This is a genomic window from Hyphomonas sp., from assembly GCF_041398385.1.
GTDB lineage: Bacteria > Pseudomonadota > Alphaproteobacteria > Caulobacterales > Hyphomonadaceae > Hyphomonas.
This window is the reverse complement of sequence record NZ_JAWKUW010000003.1, coordinates 186436-210719: the sequence shown is the minus strand read 5'-3', so window position 1 is coordinate 210719 and position 24284 is coordinate 186436. Positions and strand designations below refer to the sequence as shown.

The 24284-nt window shown below is 64.3% G+C and carries 26 protein-coding genes; 9 read left to right on the top strand and 17 right to left on the bottom strand.

The annotated features are described in order from the left end of the window. Nucleotides 1-25: 25 nt before the first annotated feature. Together R3C13_RS08045 and R3C13_RS08040 are read right to left on the bottom strand one after the other, a co-directional pair. Nucleotides 26-400 (bottom strand): DUF6249 domain-containing protein, encoded by a 375-nt coding sequence (locus tag R3C13_RS08045; protein ID WP_371310295.1) that lies wholly within the window; start codon nt 398-400, stop codon nt 26-28. Between the two features lie 127 nt (nt 401-527). Next, nucleotides 528-1349: a hypothetical protein gene (locus R3C13_RS08040; protein WP_371310294.1), complete on the bottom strand. Its 822-nt coding sequence runs from the start codon at nt 1347-1349 to the stop codon at nt 528-530. Between the two features lie 123 nt (nt 1350-1472). On the opposite strand from R3C13_RS08040, the gene R3C13_RS08035 reads away from it, so the two are divergent. From R3C13_RS08035 to R3C13_RS08010, 6 genes are all read left to right on the top strand, one after another. Continuing rightward, nucleotides 1473-2192, top strand: a complete 720-nt coding sequence (locus R3C13_RS08035; RefSeq protein ID WP_371310293.1) for a protein tyrosine phosphatase — start codon at nt 1473-1475, stop codon at nt 2190-2192. 62 nt (nt 2193-2254) lie between these two features. Next, nucleotides 2255-2572 carry a hypothetical protein gene (locus tag R3C13_RS08030; protein ID WP_371310292.1) on the top strand — a complete coding sequence of 106 codons (318 nt, stop codon included), beginning with the start codon at nt 2255-2257 and terminating at the stop codon, nt 2570-2572. Between the two features lie 122 nt (nt 2573-2694). Then, entirely contained in the window at nt 2695-2970 is a 276-nt protein-coding gene (locus tag R3C13_RS08025; protein ID WP_371310291.1) for a hypothetical protein, read from the top strand. A gap of 126 nt (nt 2971-3096) precedes the next feature. Beyond that, nucleotides 3097-4443, top strand: coding sequence for a TldD/PmbA family protein (locus R3C13_RS08020; RefSeq protein ID WP_371310290.1), 1347 nt, complete (start codon nt 3097-3099; stop codon nt 4441-4443). Continuing rightward, the gene (locus tag R3C13_RS08015; RefSeq protein WP_371310289.1) at nt 4430-5548 is read left to right on the top strand and encodes an inositol monophosphatase family protein; all 1119 of its coding nucleotides are present in this window, start codon (nt 4430-4432) and stop codon (nt 5546-5548) included. Before R3C13_RS08020 ends, R3C13_RS08015 begins: the two co-directional genes overlap by 14 nt. A 67-nt stretch (nt 5549-5615) precedes the next feature. After that, the gene (locus R3C13_RS08010; RefSeq protein WP_371310288.1) at nt 5616-7310 is read left to right on the top strand and encodes an ABC transporter ATP-binding protein; all 1695 of its coding nucleotides are present in this window, start codon (nt 5616-5618) and stop codon (nt 7308-7310) included. Between the two features lie 83 nt (nt 7311-7393). On the opposite strand, the gene R3C13_RS08005 is transcribed toward R3C13_RS08010, so the two are convergent. From R3C13_RS08005 to R3C13_RS07965, 9 genes are all read right to left on the bottom strand, one after another. Then, the gene (locus tag R3C13_RS08005) at nt 7394-7993 is read right to left on the bottom strand and encodes a F0F1 ATP synthase subunit B (RefSeq protein WP_371310287.1); all 600 of its coding nucleotides are present in this window, start codon (nt 7991-7993) and stop codon (nt 7394-7396) included. Between the two features lie 5 nt (nt 7994-7998). Next, complete coding sequence (locus R3C13_RS08000) at nt 7999-8550, bottom strand: hypothetical protein (protein ID WP_371310286.1); 552 nt, start codon at nt 8548-8550, stop codon at nt 7999-8001. Between the two features lie 81 nt (nt 8551-8631). Beyond that, the gene (locus tag R3C13_RS07995; RefSeq protein WP_034737903.1) at nt 8632-8868 is read right to left on the bottom strand and encodes a F0F1 ATP synthase subunit C; all 237 of its coding nucleotides are present in this window, start codon (nt 8866-8868) and stop codon (nt 8632-8634) included. Nucleotides 8869-8985: 117 nt separating this feature from the next. Beyond that, complete coding sequence (locus R3C13_RS07990) at nt 8986-9744, bottom strand: F0F1 ATP synthase subunit A (RefSeq protein ID WP_371310514.1); 759 nt, start codon at nt 9742-9744, stop codon at nt 8986-8988. Nucleotides 9745-9752: 8 nt separating this feature from the next. After that, nucleotides 9753-10112 carry an AtpZ/AtpI family protein gene (locus tag R3C13_RS07985; protein WP_371310285.1) on the bottom strand — a complete coding sequence of 120 codons (360 nt, stop codon included), beginning with the start codon at nt 10110-10112 and terminating at the stop codon, nt 9753-9755. 150 nt (nt 10113-10262) lie between these two features. Next, nucleotides 10263-13724 (bottom strand): chromosome segregation protein SMC, encoded by a 3462-nt coding sequence (gene smc, locus R3C13_RS07980; protein ID WP_371310284.1) that lies wholly within the window; start codon nt 13722-13724, stop codon nt 10263-10265. Nucleotides 13725-13741: 17 nt separating this feature from the next. Then, entirely contained in the window at nt 13742-14419 is a 678-nt protein-coding gene (locus R3C13_RS07975; RefSeq protein WP_371310283.1) for a DsbA family protein, read from the bottom strand. Between the two features lie 85 nt (nt 14420-14504). Next, on the bottom strand, nt 14505-15158 hold the full coding sequence (locus R3C13_RS07970) for a DsbA family protein (RefSeq protein WP_371310282.1): 654 nt from the start codon (nt 15156-15158) through the stop codon (nt 14505-14507). A 25-nt stretch (nt 15159-15183) separates the two neighbouring features. Next, nucleotides 15184-15738 carry a DUF721 domain-containing protein gene (locus R3C13_RS07965; protein ID WP_371310281.1) on the bottom strand — a complete coding sequence of 185 codons (555 nt, stop codon included), beginning with the start codon at nt 15736-15738 and terminating at the stop codon, nt 15184-15186. A gap of 49 nt (nt 15739-15787) precedes the next feature. On the opposite strand from R3C13_RS07965, the gene mutY reads away from it, so the two are divergent. Continuing rightward, nucleotides 15788-16828, top strand: coding sequence for an A/G-specific adenine glycosylase (gene mutY, locus R3C13_RS07960; protein WP_371310280.1), 1041 nt, complete (start codon nt 15788-15790; stop codon nt 16826-16828). A gap of 66 nt (nt 16829-16894) precedes the next feature. After that, nucleotides 16895-18853, top strand: a complete 1959-nt coding sequence (locus R3C13_RS07955) for a sialate O-acetylesterase (protein ID WP_371310279.1) — start codon at nt 16895-16897, stop codon at nt 18851-18853. 6 nt (nt 18854-18859) lie between these two features. Here the strand turns inward: R3C13_RS07955 and R3C13_RS07950 are convergent, their stop codons facing one another. From R3C13_RS07950 to R3C13_RS07940, 3 genes are all read right to left on the bottom strand, one after another. After that, complete coding sequence (locus R3C13_RS07950; protein WP_371310278.1) at nt 18860-19942, bottom strand: site-specific DNA-methyltransferase; 1083 nt, start codon at nt 19940-19942, stop codon at nt 18860-18862. Nucleotides 19943-20128: 186 nt separating this feature from the next. Then, on the bottom strand, nt 20129-21262 hold the full coding sequence (locus tag R3C13_RS07945; protein ID WP_371310277.1) for a PA0069 family radical SAM protein: 1134 nt from the start codon (nt 21260-21262) through the stop codon (nt 20129-20131). A 43-nt stretch (nt 21263-21305) separates the two neighbouring features. Further along, nucleotides 21306-21953 carry a TIGR04282 family arsenosugar biosynthesis glycosyltransferase gene (locus R3C13_RS07940; RefSeq protein ID WP_371310276.1) on the bottom strand — a complete coding sequence of 216 codons (648 nt, stop codon included), beginning with the start codon at nt 21951-21953 and terminating at the stop codon, nt 21306-21308. Nucleotides 21954-22019: 66 nt separating this feature from the next. Between R3C13_RS07940 and R3C13_RS07935 the strand changes: the two genes are divergently transcribed. Next, the gene (locus R3C13_RS07935) at nt 22020-22559 is read left to right on the top strand and encodes a hypothetical protein (protein ID WP_371310275.1); all 540 of its coding nucleotides are present in this window, start codon (nt 22020-22022) and stop codon (nt 22557-22559) included. On the opposite strand, the gene R3C13_RS07930 is transcribed toward R3C13_RS07935, so the two are convergent. From R3C13_RS07930 to R3C13_RS07920, 3 genes are read right to left on the bottom strand one after another with little or no spacing between them, the layout of a single operon-like run. Then, a complete protein-coding gene (locus R3C13_RS07930) occupies nt 22556-23239 on the bottom strand; it encodes a TIGR04283 family arsenosugar biosynthesis glycosyltransferase (protein ID WP_371310274.1) in 684 nt (227 codons plus the stop codon). The two genes, R3C13_RS07935 and R3C13_RS07930, sit on opposite strands and share 4 nt — an antisense overlap. 3 nt (nt 23240-23242) lie before the next feature. After that, nucleotides 23243-23500: a hypothetical protein gene (locus tag R3C13_RS07925; RefSeq protein ID WP_371310273.1), complete on the bottom strand. Its 258-nt coding sequence runs from the start codon at nt 23498-23500 to the stop codon at nt 23243-23245. Next, nucleotides 23497-24255, bottom strand: coding sequence for a uracil-DNA glycosylase family protein (locus tag R3C13_RS07920; RefSeq protein ID WP_371310272.1), 759 nt, complete (start codon nt 24253-24255; stop codon nt 23497-23499). Before R3C13_RS07920 ends, R3C13_RS07925 begins: the two co-directional genes overlap by 4 nt. Between the last annotated feature and the right edge of the window lie 29 nt (nt 24256-24284).

The window sequence follows — 24284 nt, the reverse complement described above, 5'->3', positions numbered from 1 at the left end:
CCCTCCGTCAATAACCAGCCAGAGATCAGGCTTTCCGGTCCGCACGGCCGAAGGCCCACAGGCCCAGATAGGCAAGACCGAGGAAGACCGGGAAGGAGGCGACGCCGATCATCGGACGGATCGCATCACCGTCTTCAAGGCCGATCATCCAGCCGAGGAAGCCGAAGGCAAGGCCGCTGGCCAGGAACAGGACACCGCGGCGAAGGTCGGCCCGGACCGGGTCATTGGCGAGCGACAGGCGCACCATCATCTCGTCAGACAGAACCTGACCCTTGTCGATGGCATGGCGCAGCGTCTCATGAACGGTGGTGCGCTTGCGCGAGTTGAAATAGCTCACCAGCCAGATGATACCGATGATGCTGCCAAACAAGGCAACTGGGACGAGAACTTCTTCACCCATTTCAGGCTCCTTAGAGAAAACTCGGCAGCGGAATTGCTGCTCGTATGCCTGTCAGATGCAGCGGGGCGCGCATTTGGATGCATGGCAGACGGAAAAAATCTCATCCGGGCGCAAAAAGCCCGTGCAATCAGCGGAAAGCGCCGCGTCCACTTTCGGTCTTCACGCGATAAGGGGCCAGCGTTTCGGTCTCATTGGCCTGCTGCGGGGCGAAGAGATTGTCGAGGCGGACCTCGATGACCGGAATATCCGGCAGCTTCTGGCCCAGGGGGGCAGTGAAGCCGAAGCTGGCGCCGGCCGGGACGATGACATCCCGGACCGGGATGAAAAAGGGCGGGGCATCGTTCCCGCGCACTTCGATTGTGCCGCTGAGGCGGGCATGGGCATTGCCGTCATTGGCGAAATCGAGCCCGATGGCCGGCTTGCCGTCTGCCGTTAAGGTGAGCCGGCTGTCGACGATCCGGGGGAAGGAAGCAGCTTCGCCGAGCGTCAGGTAAATCAGGGAGGCCGATTCCTGCTTCAGCCAGCCGGTCTTGCCCTTTGCCGGGATGACGGTCGAGGCCCGCAGGGCCAGCTGCTGGTCGCCGGCCGGAATGCCGCTGTCCGGCGCACGGATGTAGAGGCGCACCTGCCGGGCCTCGCCGGGCTTCAGGGTAAAGCCGGATGGGCTGAACCGGACCCAGTCCGTCGCGGCCCCGGTTTCGGCGTCTGCGGACGCGAAGACCGTTCCGCCCTCGCCGTCGGTCTCCCAGCCGGAAAGGCCCAGTGAGACCGAAATCGTGTGCCGCTCTGTGTTCGAAACGGTGATGAGCTGGGTGATCGTTGTGGCCGGATCGAGCTCGAGTTCGATGCTGGCGGGCTGAAGCGCGATGCTGTCAGCCTCAGCTAAATAAGCCGGGAGGCTGGCCAGGGCGGCCGCAACAACGCAGCGAAGGGCACCTTTTATCAGCATGGCTCGCACTCCAAGGGAGGCCTGCAACCACAAAGTGTGGGGATAAAAGTTTAACGGCGCGTTTAGGCGGCGCTGCGGCGTGGCGCTTGATGTCGGCCGGGGGGGAGGCTAATCGCGGCGGACATGGTGAAACTGACCCCCAAGGCCAAGAGGAAGCGGCGCATCCACGTCGCGGCGGACCTTTCGACCCCGGAAGGCCGGTCCCGCGCGCGGCGCGAACTGGTCTGGGAAGACCATGGCTTCCTGCGGGCGATGTTCCAGAACCTGCACGAGATTGCCCCCGGCATGTGGCGGTCCAACCAGCCGTCGCCGGAAAAGGTCGCCGAATACGCCCGCGAAAAGGGTATCCGGACGATCCTGAACCTGCGCGGCGAAAGCACCAAGGGCTACTACCTCTTGGAGAAGGAGGCGTGCGATGCGGCCGGGATCGCGCTCGTCGACTTCCAGGTCTTCTCGCGCGACACGCCGACCCGTGAGGCCCTGTTTGCGGCCAACGACCTGTTCCAGCGGATCGAATACCCGGCGCTGATGCACTGCAAGTCGGGCGCGGACCGGGCCGGGCTGATGGCAGTGCTGTACATGCTGCTGAAGGAGAAAAAGCCCTTCAGCGAGGCCGTCGACCAGCTCTCCCTCAAATACCTTCACGTAAAGCACGGCAAGACCGGGATGCTGGACGCCTTCTTCCAGGCCTATGCCGACTTCAATGCCGGCAAGGCGGAGGCGGACTGGAAGCCGTTTCTCGACTGGGCGGCAGAGGACTATGACCGGATGGCAGTGAAAGAGGCTTTCCTGCGCGACTTCGGCAAGGGCATCCAGGTCGACCGCATCCTGCAGCGCGAGTAGGACGCTTCCCCCGCCTGCGGATTCATGCTTGGCTCACGCCGAAGCACAAAAGGGAGCAATCCATGCGGTTTCTAGCGGCGGCCGGACTTCTGACTCTTGGCCTCCTCGCCGGGTGCAGCCAGGCGCAGAGCGGCAAGCAGCAGCTGGCCGAAGCCTGCGTCGACAAGGGCGAGGAGCCGGGCACCTGCAGCTGTATCGTCGACGCCCTAGAAGCCAAGCTGAGCCCCAACCTGTTCAAGCGCACGGTCGTCGCTGTTGTGCGCGAAAAGCGGGATGTGGAGGCCTTCGTCGTCAGCCTGCCGGACGATGAAAAGATGCAGTATTTTGGCGCCGCGATCGAAATGGGAAAGTGTGAACTGGCGGCTGCGGCGCCGGAATAGCCGGTCTGCATGGTGCAAATCTGCATCATGGCGGGCGGTTCAGGTTCGTCTATGGCGAGTAAATGGGTGACGGAGGGTGACAATCCGCTTAGATTCGCCCTCGCTCCAGAAAGGGGAAGACCATGAAGTTCTTTATCATCAACAGCTTCCGCACGATGATCTATGTCGCCTACATCGCGGCAATCGTGTCGGGCATTGCGCTGGGCATCTACAATAAGGGCGAATTCACGGGGGAGCTGATCGGCCTGTCGGGCACGATGGCTCAGGTGGCGGACTTCGCTGTGTTCACGCTGGGTGGCTGGATCGCGGCAAGCCTCGTCTGCGGCCTGATCGTGACGCTGCTGGACATCCGCGACGACATCAACGACCGCCTGCCGGACGCGCGCCGCGACGACTGATCGCGCGCACAATAAGTCATCAGAAGCCGCCAGCGGCGATGCTGGCGGCTTTCTTGTTCCTGAAAGGCACGTGCGCCTGACAGCATGGGAGTTGCGCGCCCGGCGGGCCGGGTCCATTTACCGCCAATGGCTGATTTCCCGATTCCACCGGCAGACCTGCTCGCCGGCCTTCTCGATCAATGTCTCAAATCCGGCGCGGACGCTGCAGATGCGCGGATCGGCGAATCCGATGGTGTCGGCGTCGCCGTGCGCGACGGCAAGCTGGAAAGCATCGAGCGGGAGGAGAGCACCTCCGTCGCCCTGCGCTGCTTCTACGGCAAGCGGCAGGCCCACGTCTCCAGCGCGGATCTCTCGCCGGAGGGCCTGAAGACGCTGGCAGAGCGCTGCGTCGCCATGGCGAAGGCCGTGCCGGAAGACAAGTATTGCGGCCTGCCGGACGCCTCCCTGCTGGCAACCGGCGATCTCGACATGGACCTGTCGGGCGAACCGGAACTCTCTGCCGCAACGCTGGAAGAACGTGCGCTGGCCGCTGAAGCCGCAGCACTCGGCATCAAGGGCATCAAGACGGTCGCCGGCTGCGGCGCCTCCTGGAACCGCTCGACCCGCTGGGTTGCGGCCACCAATGGCTTCACGGCCTTCAAGACCGGCAGCTCCACCGCCCTTGGCCTCTCTGCCGTGGCGGAGAAGGACGGAAAGATGGAGCGGGACTATGACTCCTGGTCCGTCCGTTTCTCGAAAGACATGCCGGCCCCTGAAGAGATCGGCCGCACCGCCGGTGAGCGCACCATCGCCCGCCTCGGGGCGCGCAAGCTCGGCACGCGCAAGGCCGCCGTCATCTATGACCGCCGCGTTGCCGGCAGCCTGATCGGCGCCATGCTCGGCGCGATTTCCGGCCCTTCGATTGCCCGCGGCGTCAGCTTCCTGAAGGACCGGATGGGCCAGCAGGTCTTTGCCAAGGGCATCTACATCACCGACGATCCGTTCCGCCCGATGGGCATGGGCTCGCGCAGCCATGACGGCGAGGGCCTGCCGGTGCGTGAAACCCACCTTATCGAAGATGGCGTGCTGACCGCCTGGCTGCTGAATACCCCGGCCGCGCGCCAGCTTTGCCTGGAGCCCAACGGCTTTTCGGCGCTCGGCTTCGGCGATCCGCCGGGCGTGACCACGTCGAACATCTACCTGCGGGCTGGCGAAAAGACGCCGCAGGAGCTGATGGCACAGGTGGGCGAGGGCCTGCTCGTCACCGACATGTTCGGCCCGTCGATCAATCCCAATAACGGCGACTATTCCGTCGGCGTGGCGGGGTTCTGGTTCGAGAAGGGCGAGATCGCGTTCCCGGTCTCGGAAGTCACGATCGCCGACGACCTGCCGTCCATGTTCTCGCGGCTGGTTCCGGCCTCCGACCTTGAATTCCGCGGCACGCGCGATGCGCCGAGCATCCTTGTCGAGGGGATGAGCCTTGCGGGCAGCTGAGCGCACGCTCCTCGAAGACATGGACACGCTGCGGGCGCTCGCCCGCGAAGCCGGCGATCTGGCCGTCTCCTTCCAGCGCGGCGGTGTCGAAAACCGGACCTGGAACAAGACCGGCGGCAGCCCGGTCACGGAAGCCGACCTCGAGGTGAACCGCCTCTGCGCGATGCGGCTTCAGGCGGTCCGCCCTGAATACGGCTGGCTGTCGGAAGAAACCACGGACAGTCTCGATGCCCGGCGCAAGCAGCGCTGCTGGGTGGTCGATCCGATCGACGGCACCCGTGCCTTCATGCGAGACGATCCGCACTGGTGCGTCGCCCTCGCTCTCATCGAGGAAGGCCGCGCCGTTGCGGGCGTCCTCTACGCTCCCCGGCAGGGCCGCTTCTACGAGGCCTGGACGGAAGGCGGGGCGTTCCTCAACGGGCAGGCGATCCATGTCTCCGGATGCGCCGCAGAGGCCGGTTGCAGGCTGATCACGAATGAGGGGCTGGTCGAGCATCCGTCCTGGCCGGAGCCGTGGCCGCACGTGACCGTGGCGAAGCCAAAACCGAATTCGACCCTGCTGCGCATGGCGCTGGTGGCCACGGGCGAATGGGATGCAACATTGACCCTTGCGGCCAAGTCGGACTGGGATCTTGCGGCCGGCACGGTGCTGGTCGAGCAGGCTGGCGGTGTTGTCACAACGCACAAGGGTGAACCCTTGGTGTTCAACCGCGATGTGCCGGCCCAGCGCAGTGTGATCGCGGCTGGCGCGGCGCTGCACCCTCTGTTAGTGCGCAGAACGGAAATTGTGGGTATAGCTGACCCTCAGGAACGCGCGGCGCCTGCCGCAAAATCTACGGAGCAAGACAAAATGGCCGACACGCCGAAAAGCCAGCGGCAATTGCTGCACATCGTCTTTGGCGGTGAGCTGAAGGACGTGACCGACGTACAGTTCGAAGACCTGTCGAAGATCGACTTCGTCGGGGCCTTCCCGAACTACAAGGAAGCCTATGACGCATGGAAATCGGCAGCCCAGCGCACCGTCGACCATGCCGAGATGCGCTACTTCATCCTCCACGCCCACAAGCTGCTGGACCCGGAGACGGGGGACCACCATCACATCTGAGGCTGTTCAACCGACGGCGCAGCGGGGTAGCCTGCGGAGACTGTTCTCGGTCTACTTCCGGCCCCACATGGGCTGGTTCCTCGCCGGCACGCTGATGGCACTGCTCACCTCGCTGTGCGCGATGGGCTATTCCATCGTGCTGAAGGAAATGGGCGACCAGCTACAGGCCTCTTTCGGCGATCGGGGAACGGCGGACCGCCACTGGATTTTCCAGATCGGCGCGGCCATTGTCGGCCTCTCGGCGGCGCGGGCGCTGACGCTTTACCTGATGACGCTGCTCAACAATGCCGGCGTCCAGCGTGGCCTCGTCAGCGTGCAGACGCACCAGTTTGAAGCGCTGACCGATGGTGATTTCGCGCGCATCTCGGGCGACGCCTCCGGCAGCTATGTCTCTCGCTTCATCAATGACATCAATTCGATCCGCGATGCGGCGCTGCGCTTCGCCAACAATTTCACCAAGAGCATCGTGACGACGATCGGATGCCTCGGCGTGATGGCCTATATCGACTGGCAGATGACGCTGCTGTTGCTCATCGCCTATCCGATTGCCTTCGCGCCGGTCATCGCGCTCGGCAACCGCGTGCGCAAGCGTTCGCGCCAGGCACAGAAGCAGGTTGGCGAGGTCACCTCGCTCCTGTCCGAAGGCTTCCAGGCGGCCCGTGTGGTCAAAGCCTACGGGCTCGAATCCTATCAGAAGAGCCGCGCACGGCAGGGCTTCATGGAGCGCTCGCGCCTGTTCCTGAAAGTGCTGGCTGACCGAGCGGCCGTGGATCCGATCCTGGAGATAGCCGGGGGCATCGCGTTAGCCGGCATTCTCGGCTTCGCCGCCTGGCGTATTTCCCAGGGGCAGACATCTCTCGGCGATCTCCTGGGCTTCATCGCAGCGCTTGGCGTTGCGTCGCCGGAATTGCGGGCGCTGGGTTCGCTCAATTCCGTCGCGCAGGAAGGCGGCGCGGCCGCAGACCGCGTATTCGAGATCGTGGACGCGAAGCCAACGATTGGCGACGCCCCCGCCGCGAAGCCAATCGGAAAGATCGACGGGCGTATCGAATTCGACGATGTCCATTTTTCCTATCCCGACGGCACGCGGGCGCTCAAGGGTCTCAGCTTCTCGGCTGCGCCGGGCGAGACGGTCGCGATTGTCGGGCCCTCCGGCGCCGGCAAGTCGACTATCTTCAATTTGCTGCTCCGGCTTTATGATCCGTCGAGCGGCGCGGTGCGCATTGACGGCAAGGACATCCGCAGCGTGACGGGCGACAGCGTGCGCGCCGGCATGGGCCTTGTGGCGCAGGAAGCCTCGCTGTTCGATGATACCATCCAGGCCAATATCGCCCTCGGCCGTCTCGGGGCGACGAATGCGGAAATCGAAATGGCCGCCCGTGCCGCGAACGCGCACATGTTCATCCTTGGCATTGCCGGCAGCTATCATTCTCCGGCCGGGGAAGGCGGGCGAAACCTGTCCGGGGGCCAGCGCCAGCGGATTGCTCTCGCGCGCGCCATCCTCAGGGGCGCGCCGATCCTGCTTCTGGACGAGGCAACGTCGGCCCTCGACGCGGAAAGCGAAGCCAAGGTGCAGGAGTCGCTCGCAGAGTTCGGCCGTGCGCGGACGGTCCTGATCGTGGCTCACCGGCTTTCTACGGTACGGGCGGCGGACCGGATTCTCGTCGTCGACGATGGCCGCGTGGTGGAGCAGGGCACCCATGCCGAGCTGATCGGACAGGGCGGCACCTATGCACGCCTGGCCGAGTTGCAGCTGCGCTGAGCCCTTCAAGCTGAAGCAGGCAAAGAAAAAGCCCCGCTGAGATATCTCGGCGGGGCTTTTTGGTATTCTGGTGACGAGAGAGCCTAGTGGCCGAGCGCCTTTTCGATGTCGCGGGCGGCGCGTTCGAACTGGTCGACGGCGCTGTCCTCGGCAAGCAGGCGGCGAGCCGCTTCAGTTGCTGCGTCCGCAGCGGCGCGGCGCACCTGTTCAGCGGCTTCGGTTTCGGCGCGGGCGATGCGGGCTTCTGCAAGTGCTTCGCGGCGGGCAAGGCGCTCTGCCATGTCCTTGCGGGCTTCTTCCATGATGCGCTTTGCGTCGGCCTTGGCCTGCTCGATCATGGCTTCGGCTTCCTTGTCCGCATCCTGCGCCTTGCGCTCAGCTGAGGCGAGGGCTTCAGCGGCCTGTTCGTGCAGGCTGCGGGCTTCTTCCAGTTCCTTGCGGATGGCTTCAGCGCGATTGTCGAGGCCTCCCAGCACGGTCTTGAATGCACCCATGCGCCAGGCAATGGCGACAAAGCCGCAAAGCGCGAGGAATGCCGTGAAGGTGACAGGGTCGCTGGCTGCGTAGGCGAGGCCGCCCACGAAGCCGCCACCGCCATGGCCACCCTCGGCGCCATGCGCGCTTTCGGCAGCAAAGGCCGGCAGGGCCGTCAGCACGGATGCGGAGAGAAGGAGGCGTTTCATGATCATCACTTCTCCAGAGCCGACGAGACGGCTTTCTTGAGGCTGGCTGCTGATGCCTTGAGGCCGAGGCGGCCGGTCATGGCTTCGGCGGCGTCCACCGCAATCTGCTCGACATTCTTCATCGCGTCCGCGCGGAGCTTGGCGATGCGCTTGTCGGCAGCGTCGAGTTTCTTCTCGATCTCTGCATCGACCCGTGCGGTTTCAGCCGACATTTCGGCTTCCATCTTTTCGCGGGCCTTTTCCGAAGTTTCCCGGGCCTTGTTGCGGGCCTGGGCGACGCGCAGTTCGAGAGCCTTCTGGGCCTCGACCGCATCGTCGTTCAGACGGGCGGCCTGGTCGAGGTCCGAAGCGATCCGGTCGGAGCGCTTTTCCAGCGTGTCCGACAGTTTCGGCAGGATCCAGCGCGACATCGCCAGATAGAGCGTCGTGAACAGGATCGCGAGCCAGAAAAGCTGGCCCGGCATGTGCCAGGTCTCGAACGGCGGGAACGCGGGCGCGGAGCCCTCGCCGTGCTCTGCACCGTGGGCAGCGCCTTCAGCAAGCAATGCGATCAGCATTCTGGATACCTCAGTGTCGGAAACGACAGGATCGGGCCGGCCGGCAAGAATCCGCCGGCCCGGTCAGGCTTTGCGTGGCGATCAGACCACGAACAGGATCAGGATGGCGACGAGGAACGACAGGATGCCGAGAGCCTCGGAGAGAGCCATACCGATGAAGAGGTTGCCGGTCTGCTGCGGAGCAGCGGACGGGTTGCGCATGGCGGCGTCGAGGAACGAGCCGAAGATGTTGCCCACGCCGATTGCAGCGCCGATCATGCCGAGCGTTGCGAGGCCTGCGCCGACATACTTGAGGCCGAGGGTGATATCGCCTTCCATGGGTATCTCCTTGTTGGAATGCTTAGAGTTTCTACAATTTGCCGCCCGTGAAGCGTTTTCAGTGGGTGGCGTCAAGCGGTTTGGTGCGGCGTCAGTGCCGCACCGGCGAATGGGTCCTTAGTGTCCGGGGTGGATCGCATCGTTGAGATAGACGCAGGTCAGGATGGCAAACACGTAGGCTTGCAGACCTGCCACCAGGAATTCGAGGGCGTTCAGCGCCACGCCCATGGAGAAGGCGAGTATTGCCACCGGGATGTAGGCGATGCCAGCACCGATCAGGGCGACCGCGAAGCCGGCAAACAGCTTCAGCATGATGTGGCCGGCCAGCATGTTGGCGAACAGACGCAGCGCCAGGGTCAGCGGACGGGCAAAGAACGAGATGACCTCGATCGGCACCAGAAGGAAGTAGATCAGGAACGGCGCGCCGGACGGGGCAAACAGTTTAAAGAATTTCAGACCGTTCTTGTAGAAGCCGTAGCCGATCACGATGCCGATCACGAGCAGCGCGAGCGCGGCCGTCACGATGATATGGCTCGTCGTGGTGAAGGCGTACGGCACCATGCCGATCATGTTGGCGAAGAAGATGAAGAAGAAGAGCGTGAAGACGAACGGGAAAAATTTCAGGCCTTCCTCGCCGGCGGCGCCGCGCACCATGTCTGCGACGAAGCCATAGCCGATCTCGGCCATCGACTGCAGGCGGGACGGCACGAGCAGACCCTTGGAAGCCGCAACGCCGAAGAAGGCGATGGTCAGCACCACACCCAGCAGCATGAAGCCCGAGGCATTGGTGAAGGACAGGTCGACGCCACCGATCTGCAGGTCCAGCCATTTGCTGACCTGGAACTGGTGGATCGGATCGATCGCGGCGCTCGGCATCAGGAAGGTCATTCGTCCTTGGTCCCGTCTGTTGGGGCTTTCGCCCCCGCTGTTAGTTCCTGCGCCCGAGCATTCAGCTCATTATAGGCGCGTATGATGGCGCGGATGCCTGCTGCGAAACCCAGGGTCCCGCCAATCAGCAATCCCCAGGGTTCCGAACCTGCGAATTTGTCGATCCAGAAGCCGAAAAAGCCTCCGACAAAGACATTGGCGACGAATTCGGCGCCGTATCGCAGGGCATAGCCCCCTGCCGAGAGACTGGTCCCGTCCGCCTGTTCATCGCGCCGCTTTCTTGCCTCACGCTCATCGCGGGCCGCCTTTGCCTTGGCGATGCGTTCGCCGAGGTCGTTCGGTCCCTCGCTGGACATGATTTCAGATGCTCCGCAGCCGCGAATCCTTGCCGACGGGGCTTCCCCCCGGATTTCGGCGCAAACTATGTAGGCCGGTTGCTCAAGTCAACCGGAGATGCAGAACGCTAGATCCCTGTTTTTATTTGGATTGTGTTCCGGAAGTGTGCGCTACTCCGCCGCAACAAGCTGTTCGGCGCCTTGCAGGTCCACGGAAACGAGCTTGGAGACGCCCTGTTCGCGCATCGTGACGCCGAAAAGACGGTCCATCCGGCTCATCGTCACCGGGTTGTGTGTGATGACAACAAAGCGGGTGTCGGTGCGCTGGCGCATCTCATTCAGCATGTTGCAGAAGCGGTCGACATTCGCGTCGTCCAGCGGCGCATCCACCTCGTCCAGCACGCAGATCGGGGCGGGGCGCGACAGGAACACGGCGAAGATCAGCGCCGCCGCCGTCAGGGCCTGTTCGCCGCCGGACATCAGGTTCAGCGTGCCGAGCTTCTTGCCCGGCGGTTGGGCGAAGATTTCGAGGCCAGCCTGTAGGGGATCGTCCGCATCGACGAGGCGCAGTTCGGCCTGGCCACCCCGGAACAGCGCCGTAAACAGCGCCTTGAAGTGTTCGTTCACCTGCTCGAACGCGGCGATGAGGCGTTCGCGGCCTTCCGCGTTGAGCGCCTCGACGCCCTGACGCAGTTTTGCGATCGCCTTGGTGAGATCTTCCTTCTCGGTGACCTGTGCGCCAAGCCGCTCTTCCAGCTCGGCCGCTTCTTCCTCGGCATTCATGTTGACGCCGCCCAGCTGGTCGCGCTGGCGGCGGAGGTCTTCGGCCTTGTGCTCCGCATCGCGGGGCGAGAAGAGGCCCATTTCCTCTGCGTCCAGACCAGCCTCGGCGATCGCAAGCAGGCCTTCCGGCGTGCGCTGGAAATTGTTGCGGGCGACTTCAGCAGACTCGGCAAGGCGGCCTTCGGCGGTTTCGAGCTTCACTTTCCAGCCGGCCAGTGTTTCGCGGGCTTCGCTGGCAGCAGCGGACGCCCGGCGGGCTGCCTGTTCGGCCTCGCGGATGGCGGTTTCCTTCTGCGATAGGTTGTCCGCCGCCTGCTGGCGCTCGGTTTCCAGCGAAGCGACATTTGCGGACAGAGTCTCGATTTCCGTGCCGAGTTCCGCGGGGCGCGCCTTGGCAGCAAGGGCTTCCGCAGCAGCCGATGAACGGCGTTCCACAAGGCGCTCAAGGCGCTCGGCGGTGGCGGTAATCCGCGCGGTCCAGCTCTGCACATCGCGCTCAAGGCCCTGCCGGCGGGCGGCTGCCTGTTCACGGCCGCGGGTGATGTCTGTCAGGCGGCCGCGTGCTTCCACTTCGGCCGTGCGGGCCTCGGCAACAGTGGTGCGTGCTTCGGCGAGCCGGGTTGCGAGCGTCGATTCTGCGTCCGCAGTTTCCTGCGGGGCGATCAGGGCCAGCGCCTCGTTCACGACGGCGAGTTCCGATTGCGCGCGGGTCAGTGCTTCGCCGGCCGTATCGCGCTTCATCGCAGCGCGTTCGGAGGCTTGCGAGGCGTCGGCGGCTTCGGCGCGGGCGCGGTTCAGGGCCTGCTGGGCCGGAGCGACAGCGCCACGCCGGGTCCGGAGCGCTTCCTCCGCTGCCGCACGTGCCTGACGCGCAGCCTCGAATTCAGCTTCGCGGGCGGCGAGTGCTTCGCGCAGAGGTTCGATCTCATGCAGCGCGGCCTCAAGGCGGGCTTGTTGCTCCAGACGCGCAGCCGCGCTGACCGGCGCATCCGGCGTGCGGGCGAACCCGTCCCAACGCCAGAGATGGCCATCGCGGGAAACGAGACGCTGGCCGGGCTTCAGCTCTCCCGCAAGACGGGCGCCATCGGCGGCATCGACCAGGCCGCACTGTGAGAGCCGCGCGGCGAGTTCGCCCGGTGCGTCGGTATAATCCGAAAGCGGCTTCGCACCGGATGGCAGCGATTGGGAAACCGTCCCTGCGCCGCCCCAAAACATGGCAGCGGATCGGTCCGTCGGCGCGTCCAGATCGTCTCCAAGCGCGGCGGCGATGGCCTTCTCGTATCCGTCGCGTGTGCGAATACGCTCGACCACAGGCGGGGCGCTCGGCCCTTCGGCCTTGCGTAGCAATTTCTGCAGGCCGCCAATCTCGGCTTCGAGTTCGCGGACAAGCCGGGCGGCATCGTCGCGCGGGGGCTGGGCGTCTGTCTCTGCCGTGCGGGCCTCGGCGAGGGCCGCTTCGGCCGCTTCGACAGCTTGTTCAGCTTCCTTCAGCGATGCGTCGGCAGCGACTTCGGCATCTTTCGCCTCCTTGAGGCGGCGGACCAGCGTGACCGCATCTTCAAGGCCGGCCATATCTGCTTTCAAGCGGTCGATGTCCGCAGACAGCTGTGCCTTGCGGCGGTTCTGGGCGTTCAGCTGGTCTTCGGAGGCCTGCCGGCGGGCACGGACTTCCGAAAGTCGCGCCTGGGCATCGTCAGCAGTCTGCTCGGCGGCGGCAAGATCGGCGCGGGCCCGATCGAGCGCCGAGCGCATCTGTGCTTCAATGTCGGCATTGGCGGCTTCGTCCTGCACAGGCAGGGACGAAAGCTCGAACTGGGCATGCGCCAGCGCATCTTCCGCCTCGATCTTGGCGGCCTGCTCGCGCTCGATGTCTTCCATCAGGCGCGTCGCTTCGGCTTCGAGGCGGGCCTGTGCATCGGCTGCGATGCGGCGCTCGGTTTCCAGCTTGGCGAGTGTGATGCGGGCTTGGCCGAGTTTTGTTGCAACGATGCTCTCCGCATCGCGCAGGGGCTGGAGGCCTTCGCCCGCCTCGATCCGGGCGCGTTCGCACTGGGCATCTTCGCGGGAGAGCTCCTCCACCTTGCGGCGGGACTCGTCGAGCTGTCCGCGAGCCGTCTCGCAGGCGAGCTTGGCTTCGTGCCAGCGCAGGTGCGCGATAAGGGCGTCGAGGGCGAATATCTCTTCCGACAGCGCCTTGTATTTGCGGGCCTTGGCGGCCTGTCGCTTCAGGCTGGCGAGCTGGCGCTCTACCTCGGCTGAAACTTCGGAGAGACGCTCGAGGTTCTGCTCGGCAGCGTTGAGCTTCAATTCCGCTTCATGGCGGCGGGTATTGAGGCCCGCGATGCCTGCAGCTTCCTCGAGGATGCGGCGACGGTTCTGCGGCTTCGAGCCGATGAGTTCGGAAATCTGGCCCTGGCGCACCAACGCCGGAGAGTTCGCGCCGGTGGAGGCATCCGCAAACAGCAGTGTGATGTCCTTGCCGCGTACGGTGCGCCCGTTCAGCTTGTAGGACGAGCCTGCTCCGCGGCGAATCCTGCGCTGGATTTCCAGCGTGTCGGATCCGTTGAATTCCGGCGGCGCCGTGCGCTTTGAGTTGTCGAGGATCAGCGTGACCTCGGCCGTCTCACGGGCCGGCCGGCCAGCCGAGCCCGAAAAGATAAGGTCGTCCATCTCGCCGCCGCGCATGGCTTTGGCGGAGCTGGCGCCCATTGCCCAGCGCAGCGCTTCCAGCAGGTTGGACTTGCCGCACCCGTTCGGGCCGACAATGCCGGTCAGGCCGGGTTCGACAGGAAAATCCTGAGGGTCGACAAACGACTTGAAGCCGGCAATCCGAAGTTCGGTGATCTGCATGCCGGCTCCTTCCTGAATTACTGCTCCGCAGCTTCCGGGGCTGCAGTCTCGCCGATCAGGCCATCGATGTATTTGGCGAAGCCGTCATAAGAGCGCAGGTCGCCCTCGAACACGCGCAGGTCGCCATTGATCACGAAGGTCGGCGTGGAGTTCACGCCCCATTTATCGTTTGCCACCTGAAACTTGTCGGCCATCACTTCGCGATAGGCGCGGTTGGCCATGCAGGCATCGAACTGTGCTTCGGTCTCGATGCCGTGGCGCTTGCCGATCGTCTGCAACGTCGCCTTGAGCACGCCGCTACGAGCGGAGTCGACGAGACCTGACTGGTTGTCGAAGAGGTCGTCGAGCACTGTGAAGTATTTGTCTTCGCCTGCGCAGAGCGCCAGCACATAGGCCGCCACGTCGACGTCGCCATGAACCGGGTATTCGCGGAACACGAACTTCACCTTGCCCGTGGCTACGTAGTTCTCTTCCAGCTGCGGCAGGATCGAGTCGTGGAAATACTTGCAGGCCGGGCAGGTCGGCGAGGCGTATTCGATGATGGTCACAGGCGCGCTGTCAGATCCCTTCACATGATCGGCGGCCGAAACAGCGGCAACGCCGCCAGCCCCGGTGGTCGTGTCGGTCTGGCCGCAGGCAACAAACATCAGCGCCGAAACGGCGGCAAGAGCGGTGCGTCTCGAGAGAAGGTTCATGATCATGGCTTTCGCGTTAAGGATTGAGTCGATTGGGTTGCCAATTGGTTAACTGTGGCGGGGTCTGCTGTTAACTTTTCGGGCGTCAATTGATGCCCGGGGCAGCCTTGGCAAGCTCCCGGTCAAGGAATGCGGTAAACGCTTCCGGCGTCGCGATGTCCTGGTCGCCGGGCTTCACCTTTCCGCCGACGATCAGTGTAGGTGTCGCCCGGATCCTGTAATGACTGGCTGATTGCTGCACATCGATCATGTCGAAGCGGATGTTCATGTCATTGTAACAGGCGTCGAAGGCGGCGCGATCGGTAAGGCCGTGCGGTTGCCCGATTTCGATAAGCGTGGCCGTGATCGTGCCTTGGGTGGCGGCGTCGAAGACATCGTCCTGACGGGCGAAGACGTCTTCCAGGAAAGCGAGGCCGGTGGCCGGTTCCATGCATCGGGCCTGTGATACGATGGCGGTGTCGACATCGTTGCGGATGTATTCCCGCATGACGAAGCGGACCTTTCCGGTGTCGATATAGTCCAGCTTCACCGTCGGCATGATATTCTCGCTGAATTCCTTGCAGTGGCCGCAGGTGGGGGAGAAGTATTCGATGACCGTCAGCGGTGCGTCCGGCGCGCCCTGCACCCAGCCGATTTCCGTGTCAGGAGACCATTCCTCCCATTCTGCCTGCGCGGGGCCGGTCAGCATTGCTGCGGCGGCGAGGGCGGCAAGCGCGAGACGGCGGGTCATGTTGGCCATGTCGGGTCGTCCTTCAGGTCTGGCGTCAGGTCTGGTCCGCCGGTTTATCAGCGTCTTCAGCGGTTAGCATGGCGGCGCCGAGCGCAACAATCGCCGCGCGCAGCCCCTTGTCTTCAATGCGGACGGTGGATGCCTCGAGTTCGGCGCGCTCTTTAGGCGTGAGCGGCCGGGCCGGGCGGCGTGGCTTTGCGGCCTCGCGGGTCGTGAGCGGACCTTGTACAAGACGGATCGCCGTCACGTCTCCGCCGGCAGCAACCGAGACGCGCTGGCGGATCGTTTCCGACTGGTGCTGCACCATCGGAGCGGCTTGGGGCAGCACACGCAGGGTCAGCACCCGGCCATCTTTGCCGCCGCTGATTTTCTCGGGCCGGCAGTATTTCCAGAGCTGTTCGCCGGCGATCTCGCGCCAGCGTGCCTGAAGGATCTGGATGGCCGGCATCTTCTTGCCGCCCGACTTGCGCGCGATGCGCTCGGCGGCGAGGCCGACCTGTTTCATGCCGGGATGAACGGCGCGGGCGCGCATATAGCGCAGGCGTACACGGGCGCGCGCTTCCTCTATGGGATCAAGGCTTGATCTCATGACCATAAAGCCGAGATTGCACGGGATTGTGAGGACGGAAAGGCTGGGCGTGCCGAAACACGGGGATTTGAACGCGGTTCCGGCCTTTCTGCTTGACTGGTTCGACCGGCATGGGCGCGACCTGCCATGGCGCCTCGGCAAAGGGCGCAGGCGCGATCCGTACCGCGTCTGGCTGGCCGAAATCATGCTGCAGCAGACGACGATTCCGCATGGAACGCCGTATTTCCTGAAGTTTACGGAGCGCTGGCCCACGGTGGATGCGCTCGCGGCTGCGCCGGATGAAGAGGTGATGGCCGCCTGGGCGGGGCTTGGCTATTACGCCCGCGCCCGCAACCTTTTGAAATGCGCACGCGAAATTGCATCTCATGGCAGCTGGCCCGAAACGGCGGCTGATCTGCGCAAACTGCCAGGGATTGGACCCTACACGGCTGGCGCGATCGCCGCGATCGCCTTCGACCAGCGCGAGGCCGCGGTCGATGGCAATGTCGACCGCGTGTTCGCCCGCCTTCTGGCGCTGAAAGAAGATTGGGCATCTGCAAAAAAGCGTATCCACGCGGAAGTTTCCGCCCTGGTGCCGGCAAAAAGGCCTGGCGACTTTGCTGAAGCATTGATGGACCTGGGAGCGACGGTTTGCACTCCGACGCGGCCCAATTGCCTGATCTGCCCATTGTCGAAATTGTGCATGGCGCGCGCCGAGAAAAGCCCTGAAGCCTATCCGCTCAAGCCCGCCAAGGCTCCGAAACCGCTCCGGACAGGCACCGCCTGGGTCATCGTCCACAAGGGGCATGTCCTGCTGGTCCGGCGGCCCCACAAAGGATTGCTGGGCGGCATGCTGGCGCTGCCTTCATCTGAATGGCGGGAAGGATCGCCGGATCATGCGGATGAGCCAGCAGGGTTGGACTGGATGGAGTGTGGTGAGGTGCGCCACGTATTCACCCATTTTACGCTCCACCTCGCCGTGAGGCGGGCGGATGTGTCCCGCCGGCCTGCGGGGCCGGATGGGCAATGGGTGCCTCTGGAAGAGGTCGATGGCCTGCCCAGCGTCTTCGCCAAGGCCTTCCGGCTCGGCACCGGCCGATCAAAAGGTTAGCGCTACCACTGGACAATCCGCGGCCCCTGTCGGAACCTCCGGAAAACACGAGGAACGGAGATGAAGATGGCGAAACGGATCTGGATGCTGGGCGCATTGGCAGCGTTTGCCCTCACCGCGGGAGCAGAGCCGCCAAAGCTCGCGAGCGTGTTCAGCGACTATATGGTCATCCAGCGCGATGCGCCCGTGACAGTGTTTGGCACAGCCGATGCCGGCAAGGCGGTCACGGTGACGTTCGACAATGAGTCCCGGACGGTCAGGGCCTCACGGGATGGCCGCTGGTCGGCGGATTTCCCGGCGATCGAAGCCGGCGGGTCGCACGTGATCTCGCTCCTTGCAGACGGAACGCCGCTGCGCACGCTTGCCGAGATTGCGGGCGGCGACGTTTTCCTGTGTTCCGGGCAGTCCAACATGGAATGGCCGGTCTCCGCGGCCATCTATGGGGCGGGTGAAGTGGCGAGTGCCGAAAACCCGAACATCCGGCTGCTCGCAGTGAGCCAGGTCGGTGCGACCTCGCCGCAGGTCTCACTGCCTGAAGGCGACCGCTGGAAAGTCAGCTCGCCGGAAAGCGCGGCGGGGTTCTCCGCCATCTGCTATTTCACCGGCCGGGCCATCGAAAAGGAATACGGCGTGCCGGTGGGCCTGATCGATTCCTCATGGGGCGGCTCACGCATCGAGCCTTGGATCAGTGAGGCTTCGCTGGCCGCTGACGGAACGAACGGTGACGCGCTCGCCATCCTGAAGCGCTACCGCGAGGACCCGCCCGCTGGACTTGCTCTGTATGCGAAGCAATGGACCGACTGGTGGAGAAGCCATGAAGACTTCGACGACCGGGAGCCGTGGACTGGCGACACTTCGCTCGACTGGCAGCCTACGCCGGACTATCGCGTTTCCGACTGGCAGACCTGGGGCGTGCCCGAACTGGCGGATTTTCACGGCCTGGTCTGGCACCGGATGAGCTTTACGCTGACGCCGGAGCAAGCGGCGAGTGCCGCGACCGCGCATCTTGGCGGGATGGACGATGTCGATGTTGCCTGGCTGAACGGCACGGCGATCGGTGCCACCTATGGCTGGGGCACGCCGCGGGTCTACGATGTGCCGCCCGGTACCCTGAGGGCGGGTGAGAATGTCGTCGTCGTCAATGTCGACAATACCTGGGGCCCCGGCGGGATGACCGGTCCGGACGAAGAGATGTATTTGAGCCTGGCCGACGGTTCGACGGTCTCGCTGGCGCAGGGGTGGACCTGGCTGAAAGTGCCCCCGGAGGCGGGGCGGCCGAAGCCGGCACCATGGTTCCCGATCCAGGGCTATTCGATCCTCTACAATTCGATGATCGCGCCGCTGGGGTCCATCCGCCTGAAGGGCGCGCTCTGGTACCAGGGCGAGTCGAATGCGGGCGAGGGCGAGGCGTATGAGAGCCTGCTCAATCTACTGATCGGCGACTGGCGGGCGCAGTTCGGCGCGGACCTGCCCGCCATGGTGGTGCAGCTGCCGCGCTATGGCGCACCGCCCTCGGCGGCGGGCACGGATGGCTGGGGCACGATCCGCGAGTCGATGCGCCGCGTGGCTCGCCGCGATGACCGGACCAGTATTGTGGTGACCATCGACACTGGCGATCCGCTCGATATCCATCCGCCGAACAAGCAGGAAGTGGCTCGCAGGATGGTGCGGCTCGTCCGGTCACTCGTCTATGGCGAGGAGACTGTCGGGCCGTCGGGTCCGGAAGTGGCGGGCGTTCTGCGCGCGGGCAATGTTGTGCGCGTCGACTGGATGGGGGTGGAGGATGGCCTCAAAACGATAAGCTCAAACCAGCCGGTCGGATTCGAGGCGTGCAGCGCTGACGGCGATTGCCAGTATGTCACCGGATCGGTGAACGGCGCCGCCGTCATGCTGTATCTTCCGGAAGGGGCGCCGGCGGATGAAATCCGCTACTGTCAGGGCGACGCGCCACTGTGCAATCTGTTCGACGGCAATGGTCTGCCCGCCGGTCCGTTCCGGGAGCCGGTGGTGACGAACGATCAGTAAGCTGATCTAGTTCAGGCCCATCTCTTCACGGTAACGGCGGCGCAGGAGGTCGATCGGCGCAAGGTCGCGCTTGTCGGTCTCATAGTGCCAGTAGGTCCAGCCATTGCAGGCGGGTGCTTTCTGCACATGTGCGCCGAGCCGGTGGATGGAGCCCGAAACCGTGCCGAGGGTCAGCGATCCGTCGACGCGGATGCGGGCCTGGAAGCGGCGCTGGGGGCTGAACAGGCGGTCGCCCGGCTTCAGCCAGCCATGCTCGATCAGGGCGCCGAACGGGACGCGGGTCAGCGATTTCTTGCTGCGCTCGGTCTCAAGATCTTCACCGCTGATCGGCTCGATGGCTTTCAGCCGCGCGCGGGAGAGGCGCACATAGGTCTCGTCGCGCTCGATGCCGATATAGTTCCGGCCGAGGCGCTTGGCGGCGGCCGCGGTCGTACCGGTGCCGGAGAAGGGATCGAGCACGGTGTCGCCGGGATTGGTGGTGGCCAGCAGCACGCGGTGCAGCAGGCTTTCCGGCTTCTGCGTCGGATGCGCTTTCTTGCCCTCTTCATCCTTCAGGCGTTCGCCGCCGGTGCACAGCGGGATGACCCAGTCGGAGCGCATCTGCTTGTCTTCATTGAAGACCTTGAGCGCATCGTAATTGAAGGTGCATTTCGACCGTTCGGATTTGCCGGCCCAGATCAGGGTCTCGTGGGCATTCTGGAAGCGGGTGCCCTTGAAGTTCGGCATCGGGTTCGATTTCAGCCAGATCACATCATTATGGATCCAGAAGCCCTGGTCCTGAAGGATCGCGCCGACGCGGAAGATGTTGTGATACGAGCCGATCACCCAGATAGCGCCGTCATCCTTAAGCACGCGGCGGGCCTCTTCCAGCCACTGATGGGTGAACAGGTCATAGGCGTCGAAACTGTCGAACTTGTCCCATTCATCGTCGACGCCATCGACGACCGACTGGTCCGGACGGGTCAGGCCGCCGCCCAGCTGAAGATTGTACGGCGGATCCGCAAAGACGAGGTCAACCGACCGGTCCGGCAGGCGAGACAGGATGTCGATACAGTCACCCTGGATGATGACGTTCTTTTGCAGGTCCATTTGTGCAGCCCCGAATACGCAACGCATGAAAATCAGAACCCGAATCAGTGCGCTGTACCGGTTAGGGATTCCCTAACTGCACCGCATCGTTCCGGCCGCCGTTTGTTTCGGAGTCGAAACTAACGGCCGATTCGGCCTGTGGATAGGGCTGTGGATGATTCTGTGGGAAACCTTGTGGAATGCCTGTCAGAACCCCAGCCGGAACTGGCCGCTGGGCTCCTCGGCCACCCGGAACAGGTCTGTCCGGAGGGACGGACGCGGATTGCCGAGATTCAGCCTGCGGGTCGCGGCGGCAAACCGTTTCGCGATGAGGTCGGCCACCGGGCCGTTCCCGCGCATCCTCTCATGCCAGCGGGCGTCATAGTCCTTGCCGCCGCGCATCTCGCGCACTGTGTTGATGATGCGGGCGGCCCGGTCCGGATAGTGCTCGGCCAGCCATTCATGGAAGAGGTCCTTTATCTCAAGCGGCAGGCGCAGCATCACAAAGCCCGCGCCGCCTGCGCCATGGGCCGCGGCCGCTTCCAGCAGCGCCTCGATCTCATGATCGTTGAGGCCTGGAATGATCGGCGCTGTCATCACCGTTACGGGAATGCCGGCCGCAGAAAGCGCACGGATCGTGTCCAGCCGCCGCTGGGGCGTGGCGGCGCGCGGCTCCATGAGGCGGGAAAGTTTCCGGTCCAGTGTCGTCAGCGACACGCCGACGCGTGCGAGCCCCTTTTCCGCCATCGGGGCCAGCAGGTCGAGGTCGCGCTGGACGAGGGCCGATTTCGTCAGCAGGCTGACGGGGTGGTCATGCGCTGACAGGACTTCAAGAATCTCCCGCGTCAGCCGCTTGCCGCGTTCCACGGGCTGGTAGGCATCCGTATTCATGCCAAGGGCGATGGGCCGGCAGACATAGGAAGGACGGGCAAGTTCCTGCTTCAGCAGGGCCACGGCATTCGGCTTGAAGAACAGCTTGCTCTCGAAATCGAGCCCGGCCGACAGGCCGCTCCAGGCATGCGTCGGGCGGGCAAAGCAATAGATGCAGCCATGCTCGCACCCGCGATAGGGATTGATCGTGCGGTCGAAGGAAATGTCGGGCGAGCGGTTGAAGGTGATGATGGTCTTCGCGGTTTCGGCGATGAGCTCCGTGTCGAGCCGCGGGGCAGGTTCCTCGATCGTGTCCCAGCCATCGTCGAAGGCGAAACGCGTTTCCTTTTCATAGCGCCCGGTCTGATTGGTGATCGCGCCACGGCCAGGATGATGCTGTCGCTCAGAGGCGACGGCTGTATCGATCAGTCTGACGCGCCCTTTGGCGGGAAGTTTCTGTCCGGTCCGCATGCCGGGATAAGGCCACGGCGATCAGAACAAATCAAGAACAAATCTAATGTCCCTTTAGCTTTTTCCTGTGAATGGCGGGTGGGCGCCAGCGGCCGGGGCGGCGGCTCCATGCGTGCCAGTCTTCCTTCCTGTCGATGTCCATGAGCATGGGGAGAAGACCGACCTGCGCATGGTCCGGCAGGTGGGACCAGACGTCTTCCATGGCGTGCGGCCCGGACCAGCGGACATTACGGAACGGTGCGCGGGCTCGCGGCCCCTTGTTCATCCCGAACAGCCAGAAGCCGCCATCTTCCGCCGGGCCGAAGATCGCGTCGTGGCGGGCAAGCAGGCGAACGGCCTGGCGCAGCAGGGCCGGCGAAATGTCCGGCGCATCGGTGCCAATGAAGAGAACCGGGCCGGTCGGGGCCTCGTTCCACGCCTTCTCCAGGCGGGCCCCAAGATCGCCTTCGCCTTGACTAAAGCGCGGTATTCCGGCGGGCCAGAGGGCCGAAACGGTGCCGTTCAGCGCCGCGTCCGGCGCCACATAGAGGCGGACATCGCAGCCCGAGGCCGCTGCCGCGCGAAACGTCCGGGCGTGGCCGAAACCTGCGATCCGCCGCGCGGTCGTCCGGCTCGTGTCGGCGGCAAGGCGAGTTTTCGACAGGCCGATACGTGGCGGCTTAGTAAAGATCAGGAGTGTCGCGCGGGTCATCAACCTGCCATACTTTTGTCTGGCGGGGAGGAAAAGGTGCCACGTCGGCACGGAGGAGATGTTGCCATGAAAAAGCTGCTGGCCGGAACGGCAATTGCGCTGTCGGGGCTATTGTCTGCCTGTTTCCTGAGCGAAACGCCCTTCATTGCGGAAGGAGAGTCGACCGCGCTGCCGGAAGGCGCGGTGCAGTTCTGCTCGAATGCCGAGGAATGTGCGGAGGGTGCCCTTCAGGAAGATGGCAGCTACCTGCTCATTCCGCCGCCGGAGGAGGACGACGCACCGATCCCGCTGCGCCTCGCGCCGCTTCTCGAAAACGATCTCGGCCAGATCTGGATCGTGGAGATCAAGATGATCGAAGAGGACGAGACCATGTATTCGGTTGGCGTCGCCCGCCGCGCCCCAGAATTCGATGGCGACCTGCCGGCTTACGAAGTGGCCTTGCCCGACTGTTCCGAAGTGACGCCGGAAGAAGCGGAGACCTATGGCGTCGAAAAGATCGACAAGGGCACCTGTGCCATGCCGGCGCTCGTGCCGGTCACAGACTATCTGAGCGAGGCCTATGCGGAGCGGCTGAACGATCCGCAATGGTGGGAAGACAACGACTAGGTGTAAGCCTTCGCCAGCTGTTCGGGCTTCGCGCCCATCAGGAAGCGGGCGATGAGAACGGCATTACGCAAGCTGCGCCGGTGCCAGCCGTCGCGCTCATACTTGGCGGCCGAAGTGCGCGCTTCGGCATTCAGTTGCACGAGGCGGGATTTGCCGATGGCGCGGACGATCATCACGTCCTCCATCAGCGGCACGTCAGCGTAGCCGCCAACTTCGTCATATAGCGTCCGCGAGACCAGCAGGCCCTGGTCGCCATATGGCAGGCCCAGCATCCGGGCGCGGCGGTTGGCGCGCTTTTCGAGGCCACGGGCCGCGCGCGCATCGGACCGGAATTTCAGTTCGAAATAGGCTGCCTTTCCGGGGCGCGTGTGCAGATGATCTGTCACCCGTTCAGCCCAGTCCCGGGAGAGGGCGGTGTCGGCATGGACGAAGAGCAGCCAGTCACCGCGCGTGGCTTTGGCTCCGGCGGCAAGTTGTGCCCCGCGCCCCTTTGCACCGGTCACGATGTTTGCCCCGGAAGCTTCCGCGATCTTCACCGTTGCATCCTCCGATCCGCCATCGGCGACGATCACTTCCCGGATCAGCCCGGCCTCCAGCCCCGGCAACAGGCTCTCAAGGCAGAGCGGCAACTCACGGGCTGCGTTGAGGGTCGGGATGACAACGGAAACAGGCGCGGGCATGGGTCAGGTCCAGTTGGACAATTCGCGCACCACGGTCCAGAGCGCGTCGCCCAACGCACGCCCGGCTTTGGTAAAGCCGCCGAAACACCCTGCGACCGTGCCGGATCCCACTGCGACCGCCGCGCTTATGCCTGAGCGCCATCCGAAACCGAACAGGCAGACGAGATAGGTTGCGAGGGCAACCCCGCCTCCGAGCAAGACAAAGGAGATGAACCCGGCGGCCAAATCATCCATGCCGGTCGGCTGCTTCTGCTCTGTCACCCGCCAAGCTCCCTAAGCCGCTTCTCGACCAGCAGCAGGTCGCGCCACGCACGGCTTTTTTCCTGCGGGCGGCGCAGCAGGTAGGCCGGGTGGAGCAGGGGGATCAGTGGGATGGAATAGCCGCCGGCGGTCGTGAACACGTGCTCCGTGCCGCGCAGCTTCATGATGCCGTTTGAGGTTTCAAGAAGGGACGTGGCCGGCACGCCGCCCGCCGCGACGATCAGTTTTGGCCTTGCCAGTTCGATCATCCGCTCGACGAAGGGGCGGCAGACTTCCAGTTCCTCCGGCTCCGGGTTCCGGTTGCCGGGCGGGCGCCAGTAGTTGACGTTGGAGATCAGGACGTTCTCTTCCCGCGTCCGGCCGATCGCTGCCAGCATCCGGTCCAGTAGTTGTCCGGCCCGGCCGACAAAGGGTAGGCCGCGCCGGTCTTCTTCCGCGCCGGGGCCTTCGCCGATGACCATCAGGGTGGCGCCCGGCGTGCCGTCAAATACGACCGTATTCTGGGCTGCGGCTTTCAGAGGGCTGCCGTCATACGATTCGATGGCGGCCTTCAGAGCCTCCAGCGTGTCGCATCCGGCGGCGAGCGCTGTGGCTTCCTGGACCCAGTTCTTCGGTTTTCTGCGGCGCGGCGCAGCAGGTGCATCCTGTTGCGGGGCAGGGGATTCTGACGTTGCGGCAGCCGCCAGATAGGCCTCGACCAGCCCGTGATCGACCTCCACGCCCATTTCCTCCCACCAGTCGGTGAGCGAATCCATGGCAGAAGTTGACGTAACGGCGGGCATTC